This is a genomic window from Massilia alkalitolerans DSM 17462, assembly GCF_000427785.1.
GTDB lineage: Bacteria > Pseudomonadota > Gammaproteobacteria > Burkholderiales > Burkholderiaceae_D > Telluria > Telluria alkalitolerans.
Map to the genome: position 1 here is coordinate 83,026 of NZ_ATYR01000024.1, position 14,281 is coordinate 97,306.

Here is a 14,281-nt window from a genome sequence, read left to right on the forward strand (position 1 = left end):
CTGCCTCCGGACTTCTTCCACCTGCCCTAGCCGGTGGACCCCGCTTCTTCACGTTTATTAAGGCAAGCAAGATGGAATGGCTAATGGACCCCTCGATCTGGGTGGGTTTGCTGACCCTGGTGTTCCTGGAAATCGTCCTGGGCATCGACAACCTGATTTTTATCGCGATCCTGGCGGACAAGCTGCCGCCGCACCAGCGCGACAAGGCCCGCCTGCTGGGCCTGTCCCTGGCCATGGCCATGCGCCTCGGCCTGCTGACGATCGTCTCCTGGCTGGTCACCCTGACCACGCCGCTGTTCTCGCTCGGTTCCTTCAGTTTCTCCGGGCGTGACCTGATTCTTCTTATCGGTGGCCTGTTCCTGCTGTTCAAGGCCACGGTCGAGCTGCACGAGCGCATCGAGGGCGTGGTCCACGTCCAGTCCGGCAACAAGGTGTATGCCGGCTTCGCCGCCGTGGTGGCGCAGATCGTGGTGCTCGACGCGGTGTTCTCGCTGGACGCGGTGATCACGGCGGTGGGCATGGTCGACGAACTGTGGGTCATGATGGCGGCCGTCATCATCTCGATCGGCGTCATGATTCTGGCCTCGAAGCCGCTGACCCGCTTCGTCAACGCACACCCGACCGTGGTGGTGCTGTGCCTGAGCTTCCTGTTGATGATCGGCCTGAGCCTGATCGCCGAGGGACTGGGCTTCCACATCCCGAAGGGCTACCTGTACGCGGCGATCGGCTTCTCGGTGCTGATCGAGACCTTCAACCAGTTCGCGCGCCGTAACTTCCTGAAGAACGAGGCGCGCCTGCCGTTCCGCGAGCGCACCGCCGACTCGGTCCTGCGCCTGCTCGGCAAGCCTCGCCATGCCCTCGAAGAGGCGCCGGAGGAAGCGCGCGAGCCGGACGACAGTTTCGCCGTCGAGGAGCGCAACATGGTCAGCGGCGTGCTGACCCTGGCCGACCGCTCGATCCGCTCGATCATGACGCCGCGCGCCGAGATGTCCTGGGTGAACCTGGAACAGGACGCAGCCACCATCCTGCAGCAGCTGCAGGAAACCCCGCACAACCAGCTGCCGGTCTGCCGCGGCGACGTCGACCGGGTGGTGGGCGTGGCCCGCACCAAGGACCTGATCGGGGCGCTGCTGCTCTACGAGCGCATCGACGAGGCCGACCCGGCGCTGCTGCGCAAGCCGATCTACCTGCCCGACACCGCCGGCGTGCTGCGCGCCATGGACACGCTCAAGCGCGCCCGTGGCCAGCTGGTGCTGGTGGCCGACGAGTACGGCGTGGTCCAGGGACTGTTGACGCCGATCGACCTGCTGGAAGCGATCGCCGGCGAGTTCCCGGACGAGGACGAGCAGCCGGCGATCCGCGCGCAGGGAGCGGGCCGCTGGGAGGCCGACGGCAGCGCCGACCTGCACCTGCTCGAGCAGGTGCTGGAGTCCGATCGCCTGGTGGACCCGGACGCCGACTACAGCTCGCTCGCCGGCTACCTGCTGGCGCGTTTCGAAACCCTGCCGGCCGCCGGCCAGGCGATCGAGGCCGACGGGCTGCGCTTCGAGATCCTGGCGGTGGAAGACCGGCGCATCCTGCGCGTCGCGATCACGCGCCTGGACCTGCAGGCGCAGGACGCCGCGGGCTGATTCTTATCTATTTTGTTTTTGAAGGAAAACCATGAAACGCATTGTCCTGTTCCTGGCCACTAACCTGGCCGTCGTGCTGGTCCTGAGCGTCAGCGCCAGCCTGCTCGGCGTCAACCGCTTCCTCACCGCCAACGGCCTGGATCTCCCCATGCTGCTGGCCTTCGCCGCGCTAATGGGCTTCGGCGGCGCCTTCATCTCGCTGTGGCTGTCCAAGCCGATCGCCAAGTGGTCGACCAAGGCGCGCGTCATCGCCCAGCCGGCCAATGCCACCGAGGCCTGGCTGCTGGACACCGTGGCGGAGCAGGCGCGCAAGGCCGGCATCAAGATGCCGGAAGTGGCCGTGTACGAGGGCGAGCCGAACGCCTTCGCGACCGGCGCCACGCGCAACGGCTCGCTGGTCGCGGTGTCCACGGGCCTGTTGGCCTCGATGTCGCAGGAGGAGGTGGAAGCCGTGCTGGCGCACGAGGTGGCGCACATCGCCAATGGCGACATGGTCACGCTGACCCTGGTCCAGGGCGTGGTCAACACCTTCGTGGTGTTCCTGGCGCGGGTGGTCGGCTATGCCGTCGACCAGATGCTGCGCCGGAACGACAGCGAACAGTCGGGCCCGGGCATCGGCTACATGGTCACGGTGGTGGTGTGCGAGATCCTGTTCGGCATCCTGGCCAGCATCATCGTGATGTACTTCTCGCGCCAGCGCGAATTCCGCGCCGACCGCGGGGCTGCCCGCATCCTGGGTCGCCCGCAGCCGATGATCGCGGCGCTGCGCCGCCTGGGCGGCCTGGCCGAAGGGGAGCTGCCGAAGAACATGGCGGCCTTCGGCATTTCCGGCAAGGGCGCGCTGTCGCTGTTCTCCAGCCATCCGCCGATCGAGGCGCGCATCGCCGCATTGCAGGCGCAATGACCGGCCCCGCCGCGGGAAGCGCGCTGTCGGCGGTGCTGCAGCGCCTGGCCGAGGAGGAGGGCGAGCGGGTCTCGATCGGCGACCTGCTCGCGGCCCTGGGCGACCGTGCGCTCGGCGCCCTGCTGTTCGTCTTCGCCTTTCCCAACGCGCTGCCGGCGCTGCCCGGCACTTCGGCCATCCTCGGCCTGCCGCTGGTGTTCCTGGCGGCGCAGCTGGCCTTCGGGCGCCGGCCCTGGCTGCCGCGCTTCATCGCGGCGCGTTCGATGCCGCGCCCGGCCTTCCGCGCGCTGGTAGGGCGCATGTACCCCTGGCTGCAGCGCGCCGAGCGCCTGCTGCGCCCGCGGGCCAGTGCGCTGGCCCTGCCGCCGATGGAATACCTGGTGGGCGCGGTGTGCCTGGTGCTGGCCGTGGTCGTGCTGCTGCCGATCCCGATGGGGAACATGCTGCCGGCTTTTTCGATCAGCCTGCTGGCGCTCGGCATTCTCGAACGCGACGGCTACTGGATCCTGGCCGGCCTGGCCGCGGCCCTGGCATCCGCGGCGCTGGTGTCGGGCGTGGTGATCGTGTTCGTCAAGATGGCGCTGTACGCGGTGGCGGCCTGGCTGCCGGCCTAGGCCAGGATCCGTTTCAGGTCGGCCGGCGTGAACGGCTTGGGCATCGTGATCGCCCCGATCTCGGCGGCTGCCGCCACCTGGCCGTAGCCGGTGGCGATCACGATTTTCAGTTGCGGCTGTCCGGCCTGCGCCTTCCTGGCCAGTTCGATGCCGTTCATGCCGGGCAAGCCGTAGTCCGTGATCAGGATGTCGTACTGGTTGCGCTCCAGCAGGGCCAGCGCATCCGCCGGGCTGGCGGCGCCGTCGACGCGCTGGTTCAGCAGCTCGAGCAGCGAGCAGGTCATGCTCAGCACGTCCGCATCGTCGTCGACGAACAGCACGCGCCTGGTGGCCGCCAGCTTCTCGACGCCGGGCGCCGCAGGCGCCGCCGGGGCCACGTGCTGCTTCGACAGCATCTGCCGCAGCTTGCGCGCCAGCTGTTCGCGTGCGTAGGGCTTGGACAGCAGCTGGACGCCGGCATCGAGCTTGCCGTCGTGGACGATGGCGTTCTGCGTGTAGCCCGAAGTGAACAGCACCTCGATGCCGGGATGGAGCGCGCGTGCCTGGCGCGCCAGTTCCGGGCTGCGCATCGTGCCGGGCATGACGACGTCGGTGAACAGCAGGTCGATCGGGATGCCGCTATTAAGGATCACCATCGCCGCCGCCGCATTGTCGGCTTTCATGACCTTGTAGCCCAGGCTCCTGAGCATCTCGACCACCGTCGCCTGCACCGCGGGGTCATCCTCGACCACCAGGATGGTCTCGTCGCCGCCCGTGACCGGACCGCTCTTGAGCACCGGCTCGCTGGTTTCCGCCTGGTAGGAGCGTGGGAAGTACATCTTGATCGTGGTGCCGTGTCCCACTTCGCTGTAGATCTTGAAGTGGCCGCCGGTCTGCTTCACGAAGCCGTAGGCCATCGACAGGCCAAGGCCGGTGCCTTGCCCTTCCGGCTTGGTGGTGAAGAAGGGCTCGCAGGCGCGCTCCAGCGTTTCCCGGCTCATGCCGCAGCCGTTGTCGGACACAGCGATCATCACGTACTGCCCGGGCGTGAGGTCGTGGTGCAGGGCCACATAGTCGTCGTCGAGCAGGGCGTTGCCCAGCTCGATGGTCAGCCGGCCACCGTCGGGCATGGCGTCGCGCGCGTTGATGGCCAGGTTGAGGATGACGTTCTCGAGCTGGTAGGGATCGACGCAGGTGTTCCACAAGCCGCCGCTGCGGATGGTCTCGACCGCGATCGTTTCACCGACTGCGCGGCGCAGCAGCTCGTCCATCTGCTGGACGATGCCGGCCGGGTCGACCACGCGCGGCTGCAGCGGCTGGCGCCGTGCAAAAGCGAGCAGCTGCGCCGCCAGCTTGGCGCCGCGTTCCACCGCGCCGCTGGCGGTGTCGAGCTGCTTCAGGGTCCGTGCATCGCCCGTTACGCCGTCGCGCAGCAGCTGCAGGTTGCCGCCGATGACCTGCAGGATGTTGTTGAAATCGTGGGCCACGCCGCCGGTCAGCTTGCCGATGGCTTCCAGCTTCTGAGCGTGCTGCAGCGCGGCCTGGGCGGTTTGCAGCTCCTCGGTACGGGCCTGCACCAACTGCTCGAGCTCGCGCTGGTATTTCTGCACCTCGTCCTGCGCCAGCTTCTGCCTGGTGACGTCGTTGCCCTGCACGAAAATGCCGACCGACTGGTCCTGCGCGTTCAGGATGGGCTGGTAGACGAAATCGATGAAACGGGTGACGATTTTCGATGGCGTTTCCTTGAGCTCGAGCTGGACGCTCTGGCCGACCACCGGCTTGCCGGTCTGGTAGACCTTGTCCAGCAGCTCGAAAAAGCCTTGGCCTTCGACGTCCGGCAGGACCTCCCTGATCGACCTGCCGGCCAGCTCACGGTTGCCGACCAGCCTGCGGTAGGCGCCGTTGGCCAGGTCGAACACGTGCTCCGGACCCTTGAGCACGCAGATGAAGCCCGGCGCCTGCTCGAACAGGCTTTGGAAAAAGGCATTGCTGATCTGGAGCTCGTTGGCCAGCGCCAGCGCCTGCCGGGCGTCTTCCAGCGCGCGGGTGCGTTCGCCGATGGTCCGTTCCAGCTCGAGCTGCTTCTCGCCCAGCGAGCGCGCGCCCAGCACCTGCTCGGTGACGTCGCTGCCCTGGGAGACGATGCCCAGCACCTGGCCGTTCTCGTCGAAGATCGGTTGGTAGACGAAGTCGATGAAGCTGTCGACCTTGCCGCCGCCGGCCGATTCCACCGTGATCGGGACGGCGCGGCCGACATAGGGCTTGCCCGAGGTGTACACGCCGTCGAGCAGCTCGAAGAAACCCTGGCCTTCCAGCTCCGGCAAGGCTTCGCGCACAGGCTTGCCGATGATGTCGCGCAGGCCGGCCAGGCGGTGGTGGGCCTCGTTCTGCAGCTCGTAGATATGGGTGGGACCGCGGAAGAAACAGACAAAGCCCGGCGCCTGCTCGAACAGGCGCAGCAGGTGCTGGCTCTGCTCGGTGCGCGCCTGCAGCAGCGCCTCGCGGGCCCGCTCCTCGCGTTCGCGCGCCTCACGCGCCCTGGTGATGTCGCGCGTGACCTTGCCGAAGCCGATCAGGGCGCCGTCATCGTCGTACAGCGGGTCGATCACCACGTGCGCCCAGAAGCGCGAGCCGTCCTTGCGCACCCGCCAGCCGGTCGCTTCGAAGATCCCGGTCGCGCGCGCGGTGGCGAGCGCCTGCGCCGGCACCTCCATCTCCTGGTCTTCAGGAGTATAGAAGCAGGCAAAGGATTTGCCGATGATCTCCTCCGCCGCATACCCCTTGGCCCGCGCCGCGCCGGCGTTCCAGGTAGCGACCCTGCCGTCCGGCGTCAACATGAAGATCGCGAAGTCGCGGATCTTGGCGACCAGCGTCGAGGTCAGGTTGGCTTCGAGCGTGGAGAGCTCCGGGGTAGCGGACATGGCGATCCTTGAAATACAAAGTCTTGTATTCTAGAGGAAACAAATGGTCCTGCCGCACGCGATTCGCATGCGCACGTTTTGCTCAATGACCTGGCCTGGGCGTCCTGCGGCGGTCACGCTGGCGGAAGTAGTGCGGCGAGCACAGTACCCTGAGCGCCACCGGCCGTGGTACGCCGACCTCTTCCATGAAGAGCAGGGCCGGATGGATACCGTACCGGGCACACAGTTTCAGCCCCTCGTCGACTTGACTGGCGGTCAGGACGTCGGTACGTGCATCGTTTCTGCTTTGCTCAACCATGTGCTCCTCCATGCGAGCGAAGGATGCTAGCAGAGCTGTAAATGCACTTAAAGTAAATTCTTAAGACTTTGCACTAAGTTGATGTTTTGGTGGCTAATCTGCAAAACTTAATGCTTTGGTATTGCGCAGCCTTGCAACAGAAGTTAGTGCCGGCTTGCAATGCAAACCGGCCAGCCTGATGCCGGCCTGTGGAGAGAGGAAGGGTGCTCAGCCGGCCATGCGCTGGAACAGCTCGCGCAGGGCGAGACCGCCGCCACCGATGAGCAGGCTGAAATACAGGATGGTGACGACGTTGCTGATGTGACCCAGCAGTACGCTGACGCCGTCGCGCTGCAGCAGGCCGATCGCCAGGAAGAGCAGGGCAACCGCAGGGAAAGTGTTGCTGAACGGGATCAGGCCGAAGGGCATCATCAGCAGCACGGCGCCCAGGATCAAGCCGGCGTTGTTGAGATGCTGGATCGAGCCATTCGCCACCAGCCACTGGATACGATTGGGCTTGCACACGCGTTCGATCCGGTACAGCCAGGGCAGCGCCTTGCGCAGCGCCGGGCGCAGCTTGCTGGTGGAGATCGTTCGGTGCTTCAGCTTTGCCGGGACCCAGAGTTCGCGGCCGAACAGGCGGCTGACGCCGATTAGCAGGATCGCGGCGCCGAACACGGTGCTCACACCGGGAATCGATACCGGAATCAGGAAGACCAGGGTGAGCAGGGCGGTCAGGATCAACAGGCCTTCGTTGCCGACGCGGCGGATCAGTTCGCTCAGGGTGATGCCGCCAGGCGGCAGGGAGCGGACCATACCGCGAAGTTTCTTGAAAACCGGTTCAGCTTGCATGGGTTCTTTCATCGTGCTTCTCATGGTTCCTGGCGGGAAGGCAAGAGTATAGTGCAGGAGCGCATGCTTCCGCCGCCTGAATGGCGGCAAGCGGGCCAAACCCGCAGGCCGCTATTCCTTCTCCGTTCAGCCGCGCCGCGCAGCCTCGATTGCCGCCACGTCGATCTTGCGCATCATCATCATCGCTTCGAACACGCGCTTCGCCACGGCCGGGTCGGGGTCGGCGATGCCTTCGCTGAGCACGCGTGGGGTGATCTGCCAGGACAGGCCCCACTTGTCCTTGCACCAGCCGCAGGCGCTTTCCTGGCCGCCGTTGCCGACGATGGCGTTCCACAGGCGGTCGGTTTCTTCCTGGTCATCGGTCGCGATCTGGAAGGAAAAGGCTTCGGTATGGGGGAAGACCGGGCCGCCGTTCAGGCCGATGCAGGGGATGCCGGCCACGGTGAAGGCGACGGTCAGCACGTCGCCCTGCTTGCCGGCCGGATAGTCACTCGGTGCGCGGAAGACCTCGCCGAGCGCGCTGTCGGGAATGGTCGCCGCGTAGAACTGCGCCGCTTCCAGCGCCGTTCCGTTGAACCAGAGGCAAATCGTGTTCTTGCTGACCATGGCATCTCTCCCATCGTAGGCACATCGTTTGGAATGTCGCGGGCCAGCATAACGCAATCGCGCGCGTCTTCCTCGCTTGCCACGGTCTTCCTTACGGAAGATCAGTCCAGGTCGGAAGCGTCGTGACGCTCGGGAACCTGTTCATCCGGATTGCCGCGCACCCGGTTGACCTTGCGGCCGCGGACGACGGCCGGGCGCGCCGCGATCTCGTCGGCCCAGCGGCGCACGTGCCGGTACTCGTGCACGGAGAGGAATTCGCCGGCATCGTACAGCTCGCCGCGCACCATGCCGCCGTACCACGGCCAGATCGCCATGTCGGCGATCGTGTACTCCTTGCCGGCCACAAACTGATTGTTGGCCAGCTGGCGCTCGAGCACGTCGAGCTGGCGCTTGGTTTCCATCGCATAGCGGTCGATCGGATACTGCAGTTTCTCCGGCGCATAGGCATAGAAGTGGCCGAAGCCGCCGCCCACGAAAGGTGCCGACCCCATCTGCCAGAACAGCCAGTTCATGGTCTCGGCGCGCGCCGGACCATCTTTTGGCAAGAAGGCGCCGAACTTCTCGGCCAGGTAGACCAGGATGGAGCCGGATTCGAATACCCGCAGCGGTTCGTCAGCGCTGCGGTCGACCAGGGCCGGGATCTTGGAATTCGGGTTGATCTCGACGAAGCCGCTCGAGAACTGGGCGCCCTCGTTGATCTTGATGAGCCAGGCGTCGTACTCGGCGCCGCTGTGGCCAAGGGCCAGCAGCTCTTCCAGCATGATGGTCACCTTCACGCCGTTGGGCGTGGCCAGCGAGTACAGCTGCAGTGGGTGCTTGCCGACCGGGAGCTCGGCCTCGTGGGTCGGGCCGGCGACCGGGCGGTTGATGTTGGCGAAGGTGCCGCCGCTGGAGGCGGGCGGGGTCCAGACTGTGGGTGGGACGTACTGGTCGGTCATCGGGAACTCCATTGGTATCTGGTGAAAACGCATTCTAGCCGGCGTCCCCCGGCGACAGGTATACTCGACGCCACCACAGGGAACAGCTTGGAAAGGAGATCGCAGCGGTGATCCGGCAGATTGGCAATGATGACATGGACCAGGTGCTGGACGTCTGGCTGCGCGCATCGATCCAGGCGCACGCTTTCATCGGCGAACAATTCTGGCGCGCCCGGCTCGACGACATGCGCAGCGTATACCTGCCTGCGGCCAGCTCCTGCGTGTTCGAACGCGAGGGTGCCCTGGCGGGCTTCTATAGCGTGTACGCCGACGCCCTGGCCGCGCTCTTCGTGGATCCAGACAGCCAGGGCGCCGGCATCGGAAGCCTGCTCCTCGCGCATGCCAAGACCGGCCGCAACCGGCTCGACCTGAGCGTGTACTCGGCCAACCACGCAGCGCGCCGCTTCTATGAAAGGCATGGCTTCGTCGCGCTCGAGGAACGTCCCGATGCGCATACGGGGCATCCGGAAACTCTGATGCGCTGGCTGGCCTAGCCGGCCCTGATGCAACACAACCGACTAAAACATCAGGAAACCATGGGGGTCAGGTCTGACATTCGGACACGAGCTCGAGCGTTACTCCAGTGTTGTATTGCTCAGTCCGTGTCTACATGTCAGACCTGACCCCGACTTGAAAAAAGAAAACCCCGCCGGGGCGGGGTTTCTGTCGGGGCAGGCAGGGCTTAGATGTAAGCCGCCAGCGCACCTTTCATCTTCTTGAGCGCAGCCGATTCGATCTGGCGGATACGCTCGGCCGACACGCCGAACTCTTCGGCCAGCGTGTGCAGCGTGGCGCCCGAACCGTCGTCGTTGGCCAGCCAGCGCGCTTCGACGATGCGGCGCGAACGCGGGTCCAGCTTCGACAGCGCGGTCTCCAGGCCTTCCGAGTGCAGGCGGTCGCGCTGCTCGGCTTCCAGCACGCGGGTCGGCTCCTGCTGCTCCGACGACAGGTAGGCGATCGGCGCGAATTTGTCGTCTTCGTCGTCGGTCGGCGATTCGAGGGCGATGTCGCGGCCCGACAGGCGGGTTTCCATCTCGATCACTTCTTCGCGCTTGACGTCGAGCATCTTTGCCAGCTCGTCGACCTGCGTCGGGGTCATGGTGTCCAGGCCCACTTTGTTGCTACGCAGGTTGAAGAAGAGCTTGCGCTGGGCCTTGGTCGTGGCGACCTTCACCAGGCGCCAGTTCTTCAGGATGTATTCGTGCATCTCGGCCTTGATCCAGTGCATCGCGTACGAGACGAGGCGCACGCCCTGGTTCGGGTCGAAGCGCTTGACCGCTTTCATGAGGCCGATATTGCCTTCCTGGATCAGGTCGGCGTGCGGCAGGCCATAGCCGAGGTAGCCGCGTGCGATCGACACGACCAGGCGCAGGTGCGACAGCACCAGCTTCTGTGCAGCGTCCAGGTCATTCTTTTCCCGGAGCGACTTCGCCAGCGATACCTCTTCCTCGTGAGTCAGCATCGGCAGGCGGTTGACGGCAGAAATGTAGGCATCGATGTTGCCCAGATTGCCAGTGAAACCCAGTCCCAGAGCACGACTGCCGGCCGGAACCAATGCGGATTGTGCGGACATTTTCAATTTCCTCGTAATAGACTTACTGCATCCCAATGTGCCACCGACCCATGCCGCGTGACACCAGCGTTACTGCTTGTTACTTGGATGCTTTCCTTGATTTCGCTGTATTCGAGACATATATTAGCACTCTCCATGTGTGAGTGCTAGGCAGGCCATCGATTTATCGAAATCGATTAAGTTTGGCTAAAGTATTGCCCGTGGGAATCAAAATCGCGCCGTTTTAACTGTAGTGCAGGCGACTCTAATTCAGTTGATTTAGCTCAAAAGTGAGCAAAAAACTGCTGGAAAACGTGTTACAGACAGGTTAAAGGCCTGGGAGGCGGCCTTCTGTTGGATGGCGCACATTCGTCAAAGCCGGCCTGTAGGAATAGCGCTCGTGTGAGCGTAGGGTGGCGCGGGTCAGCAGTTTGAAGCGGGGAGCAAGGTGGGACGCGCGGCCGGCTCAAGCGGCCCGCGCGCCCAGTCAGGCTTGCCCTATTGCACGCGCGCCAGGTGCCGCTGCACCGACAGCATCGCGCCGATCAGACCGAGGCCCGCGCTGATCGCGAGGACCCCGGCGGTTTCCAGTGCGCCGAGCGGCGCCAGCTGGAATTCCGATGCATACAATCTTGCAAAGTCCGCAATCGCGCCGTTCAGCGGCTGCAGGGCCAGCACCACGGCGCCGAGCGCCACCGCGCCCGCGCACAGGCCGAGCAGGCCGCCGGTGTAGTAGAAGGGGCGGTGGATGAAGTTGTCCGTGGCGCCCAGCAGCTTCGACACGTTGATTTCTTCCTTCTGCGTCAGCACCTGCAAGCGGATGGTGTTGAACACCACCGCGATCACCACGATGCCGAGCGTGACCGCCAGCAGCAGCAGGGCCAGGCGCAGGATGGCCAGCATGGCGGCCAGGCGCTTCACCCAGGCCGAATCGACCTGCACCACGTCCACGCCGGGCAGCGCGCGCAGCTGTTCGGTGATCGCGTCGACCTGGCTTGCCGCGCTGCTGCCGTCCAGGCGCAGCTTGAAGCTGTCCGGCAGCGGGTTTTCGCCCAGCGTGTCGATCACGTCGCCCAGGCCGCTCCCGGCCTTCATCGCGGCCAGCGCTTGCTCGCGCGAGATGAAGTCGATGTCGGCCTTGCCGCCGCCGGCCGCGATCGCGCGAATGCGCGGCTGCAGGGCGGCCGCATCCTCGCGCGTTGCCTCGAGCTTCATGAAGACGCTGATCTCCGGGTCGACCGAGAGCTGTTCGGACAGCGGACGCACGTTGTCGAGCAGGGTGATGCCGGCAATCGGCAGCATCAGGGCGAAGGCGACGACGAGCACGTTGAACAGGAAGCTGCCCGGCGATTTGCGCACCGTGGACAGGGCCGCTCCCAGGGCGAAACGGTGCTGGCGGATCCAGGGGCTCATGCGGCATCTCTCACCAGCTGGCCATGCTCGAGACGGATCACGCGCGCCGCCGCACTGTCGAGCACCTGCTCGTCGTGGGTCGAGATCACGCAGGTGACGCCGACGGCGTTGAACGCGCGCAGCGCGTCGAGCACCTTGTCGGCCGCCACGCGGTCGAGGTTGGCGGTCGGCTCGTCCGCCAGGATGATCTGCGGGCGGTTGACGATGGCGCGCGCCACCGCCACGCGCTGCTGCTCGCCGCCGGACAGTTCCAGCGGCATCGCCCTGGCGCGCTCGAGCAGGCCGACCTTGTCGAGGGCGGCCCGGGCGCGCTGCTCGGCCTGCTGCCGCGGCGCGCCGGTGACGAGCAGGGGCAGCATGACGTTGCCGAGGATGTTGCGGTCGTTGAGCAGGCGCTGGTGCTGGAAGATCAGGCCCAGGTTACGGCGCAGGAAAGGAATGCCGGCCCGCTTGAGGCGGCCGATGTCCTGGCCGTTGACGGTGACCACGCCGCTGCTGGGCCGCTCGACGGCGGCCACCATCTTCATCAGGGTCGACTTGCCCGCGCCGGACGGGCCGGCCAGGTAGACCAGCTCGCCCTTGCCGATATTGAGGGAGACGTCGCGCAGCGCGTAAGCGTCAGGGGAATATTGTTTGGAGACGGACTGGAATTCGATCATCGATGGTCCGTTCCTTCAACCCAGCAGCGCTTCGACGAATTCTTCGGCGTTGAACGGCTGCAGGTCGTCCAGCTTTTCGCCCACGCCGATGAAGTACACCGGCACCGGGCGGGTACGCGCGATCGCGGCCAGCACGCCGCCCTTGGCGGTGCCGTCCAGCTTGGTGATCACCAGGCCGGTCAGCTGCAGGGCGTCGTCGAAGGCCTTCACCTGGGCCAGCGCGTTCTGGCCGGTGTTGCCGTCGATGACCAGCAGGGTCTCGTGCGGGGCGCCGTCCATGCCCTTGCCGATGACGCGCTTGATCTTCTTGAGTTCTTCCATCAGGTGCAGCTGGGTCGGCAGGCGGCCGGCGGTGTCGACCATGACCACGTCGGTGCCGCGCGCCTTGCCCGACTGGACCGCGTCGAAAGCGACGGCGGCCGGGTCGCCAGAGGCTTGCGAGATCACGGTGACGTTGTTGCGCTGGCCCCAGACCATCAGCTGTTCGCGCGCGGCGGCGCGGAAGGTGTCGCCCGCGGCCAGCAGCACGGACTGGTCGAAGCGCTGCATGTGCTTGGCCAGCTTGCCGATGGTGGTGGTCTTGCCGGCGCCGTTCACGCCCGAGATCATCATCACCAGCGGTTCATGGCGGCCCAGTTCGAGGGGCTTCTGCAGCGGCGCCAGCAGCTCGATCATGAGTTCCTTGAGCGCGGCCTTGACCTGGGCGGCGTCGAGCAGCTTGTCTTCCTTGACCTTGCGGCGCAGGGCGCCCAGCAGGTGCTCGGTGGCGTCCATGCCGGCATCGGACATCAGGAGCGCCGCTTCGAGCTCCTCGTACAGGTCCTCGTCGATGCGCGCACCGACGAACAGCAGCGACAGGTTGCTCGAGGTCTTGGACAGGCCGGCCTTCAGGCGCGCCATCCAGGAAGTTTTCTGATCCGCGGCGCTGGTCGGGCGTTCCGCGGTTTCCGGGAACAGTTCGCCGATATCGGCTGCGACGGGTGGTGCGGTCGGCGCGGCCGGCGCGACAACGGGCGCGGCGGCTGGTGCGACCGGCGGCGGGCTGACCGGTGCGTCCAGCGCACCCGGCACGAACATCGGCGCCGCTGCGGGCGCGGCCTGGTCCGGCGCCGAGACCTCGGTTTCAGGCTTCTTTCTCTTGAAGAAACTAAACATAAATGGGGGCGATTCCTGCGCACGATGCCGGCTGGCGCCGGCGATGAAAAAAGTAGCGAATATTTTACCAGAGCAGCAAGACGCCACCCGGAATGGCTGGTATCGGCGCTAGAAGATGCGTGGAAGGAACTCTTTGTTGTGTTATTGCTGAAACCGACTGGTTACTCAACAGTGCGTATCTGGAAAACGACGGCGACTTGCGTTAAATTGAACAGAGAGAGAAAACCACAAAATACAACGGGGCACACCGTGAAAATTACCAATTTTCTGAAGCGCCTCATCTATGGCGACAACGCCACGGATGGCAGCGCCGCGAACATGCGCAACATTATCGTGTGGGCGTTCATCGCCCTCGTCGCATTGTTCCTGACCAGTCCCGAGCAGGTCAGTTTCTTCGACCAGCCGATTCCGCTGCCGGCGGAGCTGGGTTTGGGACAGTAGGGTGGGCGGGTCTTGTATGGCACAGGGACATAGGTAACAGTCGTCTAGAGACATAGGTAACACCTTTTATGATCAGCGCACGACCAATAACTGGAGCGTGCGATGCCTTGGAAGGAGTGTTCCCGGATGGCCTCTCGTCTCGAATTTGTGGTGCTGGCAAGCGCACCAGAAGCCAACGTCAGCGCCCTGTGCCAGGCATTTGGAATCAGTCGCAAGACGGGTTACAAATGGCTTTCCCTGTTCAAAGAACAGGGAAAGGACGGGTTAAATGACCGGTCCCGCCGCCCGCATAACTCGCCC

The 14,281-nt window shown here is 65.1% G+C and carries 15 protein-coding genes; 6 read left to right on the plus strand and 9 right to left on the minus strand.

The genetic code is table 11. The features are described from left to right. Positions 1-71 precede the first annotated feature (71 nt). Genes YWC_RS0120275 through YWC_RS0120285 form a run of 3 tightly spaced genes read left to right on the plus strand, consistent with a single transcriptional unit; the run spans position 72 to position 3,149 of the window. Entirely contained in the window at positions 72-1,631 is a 1,560-nt protein-coding gene (locus YWC_RS0120275) for a TerC family protein (protein ID WP_027867034.1), read from the plus strand. A gap of 31 nt (positions 1,632-1,662) precedes the next feature. Further along, positions 1,663-2,535: a protease HtpX gene (htpX, locus tag YWC_RS0120280; protein WP_027867035.1), complete on the plus strand. Its 873-nt coding sequence runs from the start codon at positions 1,663-1,665 to the stop codon at positions 2,533-2,535. Further along, positions 2,532-3,149: an exopolysaccharide biosynthesis protein gene (locus tag YWC_RS0120285; protein WP_051306604.1), complete on the plus strand. Its 618-nt coding sequence runs from the start codon at positions 2,532-2,534 to the stop codon at positions 3,147-3,149. Before htpX ends, YWC_RS0120285 begins: the two co-directional genes overlap by 4 nt. Here the strand turns inward: YWC_RS0120285 and YWC_RS30145 are convergent. The 5 genes from YWC_RS30145 to yghU all read right to left on the minus strand — a co-directional run bounded on the left by YWC_RS30145 (position 3,146) and on the right by yghU (position 8,722). Continuing rightward, entirely contained in the window at positions 3,146-6,049 is a 2,904-nt protein-coding gene (locus YWC_RS30145; RefSeq protein WP_051306605.1) for a response regulator, read from the minus strand. The two genes, YWC_RS0120285 and YWC_RS30145, sit on opposite strands and share 4 nt — an antisense overlap. A gap of 82 nt (positions 6,050-6,131) precedes the next feature. Continuing rightward, positions 6,132-6,347 (minus strand): hypothetical protein, encoded by a 216-nt coding sequence (locus YWC_RS32955; protein WP_156923813.1) that lies wholly within the window; start codon positions 6,345-6,347, stop codon positions 6,132-6,134. 207 nt (positions 6,348-6,554) lie between these two features. Further along, positions 6,555-7,142 carry an exopolysaccharide biosynthesis protein gene (locus YWC_RS0120300; protein WP_229413149.1) on the minus strand — a complete coding sequence of 196 codons (588 nt, stop codon included), beginning with the start codon at positions 7,140-7,142 and terminating at the stop codon, positions 6,555-6,557. Between the two features lie 162 nt (positions 7,143-7,304). After that, entirely contained in the window at positions 7,305-7,784 is a 480-nt protein-coding gene (locus YWC_RS0120305) for a VOC family protein (RefSeq protein WP_027867038.1), read from the minus strand. 101 nt (positions 7,785-7,885) lie between these two features. Then, entirely contained in the window at positions 7,886-8,722 is an 837-nt protein-coding gene (yghU, locus tag YWC_RS0120310; RefSeq protein ID WP_027867039.1) for a glutathione-dependent disulfide-bond oxidoreductase, read from the minus strand. A 107-nt stretch (positions 8,723-8,829) separates the two neighbouring features. Here yghU and YWC_RS0120315 point away from each other — a divergent pair, with 107 nt between their 5' ends. Continuing rightward, entirely contained in the window at positions 8,830-9,255 is a 426-nt protein-coding gene (locus YWC_RS0120315) for a GNAT family N-acetyltransferase (protein ID WP_027867040.1), read from the plus strand. Between the two features lie 188 nt (positions 9,256-9,443). Here the strand turns inward: YWC_RS0120315 and rpoH are convergent, their stop codons facing one another. The 4 genes from rpoH to ftsY all read right to left on the minus strand — a co-directional run bounded on the left by rpoH (position 9,444) and on the right by ftsY (position 13,540). Beyond that, on the minus strand, positions 9,444-10,334 hold the full coding sequence (gene rpoH, locus YWC_RS0120320) for an RNA polymerase sigma factor RpoH (RefSeq protein ID WP_036215164.1): 891 nt from the start codon (positions 10,332-10,334) through the stop codon (positions 9,444-9,446). Between the two features lie 477 nt (positions 10,335-10,811). Beyond that, positions 10,812-11,726 (minus strand): permease-like cell division protein FtsX, encoded by a 915-nt coding sequence (ftsX, locus tag YWC_RS0120325; protein WP_027867042.1) that lies wholly within the window; start codon positions 11,724-11,726, stop codon positions 10,812-10,814. Continuing rightward, on the minus strand, positions 11,723-12,385 hold the full coding sequence (locus tag YWC_RS0120330; RefSeq protein ID WP_027867043.1) for a cell division ATP-binding protein FtsE: 663 nt from the start codon (positions 12,383-12,385) through the stop codon (positions 11,723-11,725). Before YWC_RS0120330 ends, ftsX begins: the two co-directional genes overlap by 4 nt. A 15-nt stretch (positions 12,386-12,400) precedes the next feature. Next, complete coding sequence (ftsY, locus tag YWC_RS0120335) at positions 12,401-13,540, minus strand: signal recognition particle-docking protein FtsY (RefSeq protein ID WP_027867044.1); 1,140 nt, start codon at positions 13,538-13,540, stop codon at positions 12,401-12,403. 24 nt (positions 13,541-13,564) lie between these two features. On the opposite strand from ftsY, the gene YWC_RS32960 reads away from it, so the two are divergent. Next, positions 13,565-13,981 (plus strand): hypothetical protein, encoded by a 417-nt coding sequence (locus YWC_RS32960; RefSeq protein ID WP_156923814.1) that lies wholly within the window; start codon positions 13,565-13,567, stop codon positions 13,979-13,981. Between the two features lie 126 nt (positions 13,982-14,107). Continuing rightward, positions 14,108-14,281: helix-turn-helix domain-containing protein (locus tag YWC_RS32200; RefSeq protein ID WP_169728140.1), on the plus strand; the 174-nt coding region annotated here is incomplete at its 3' end.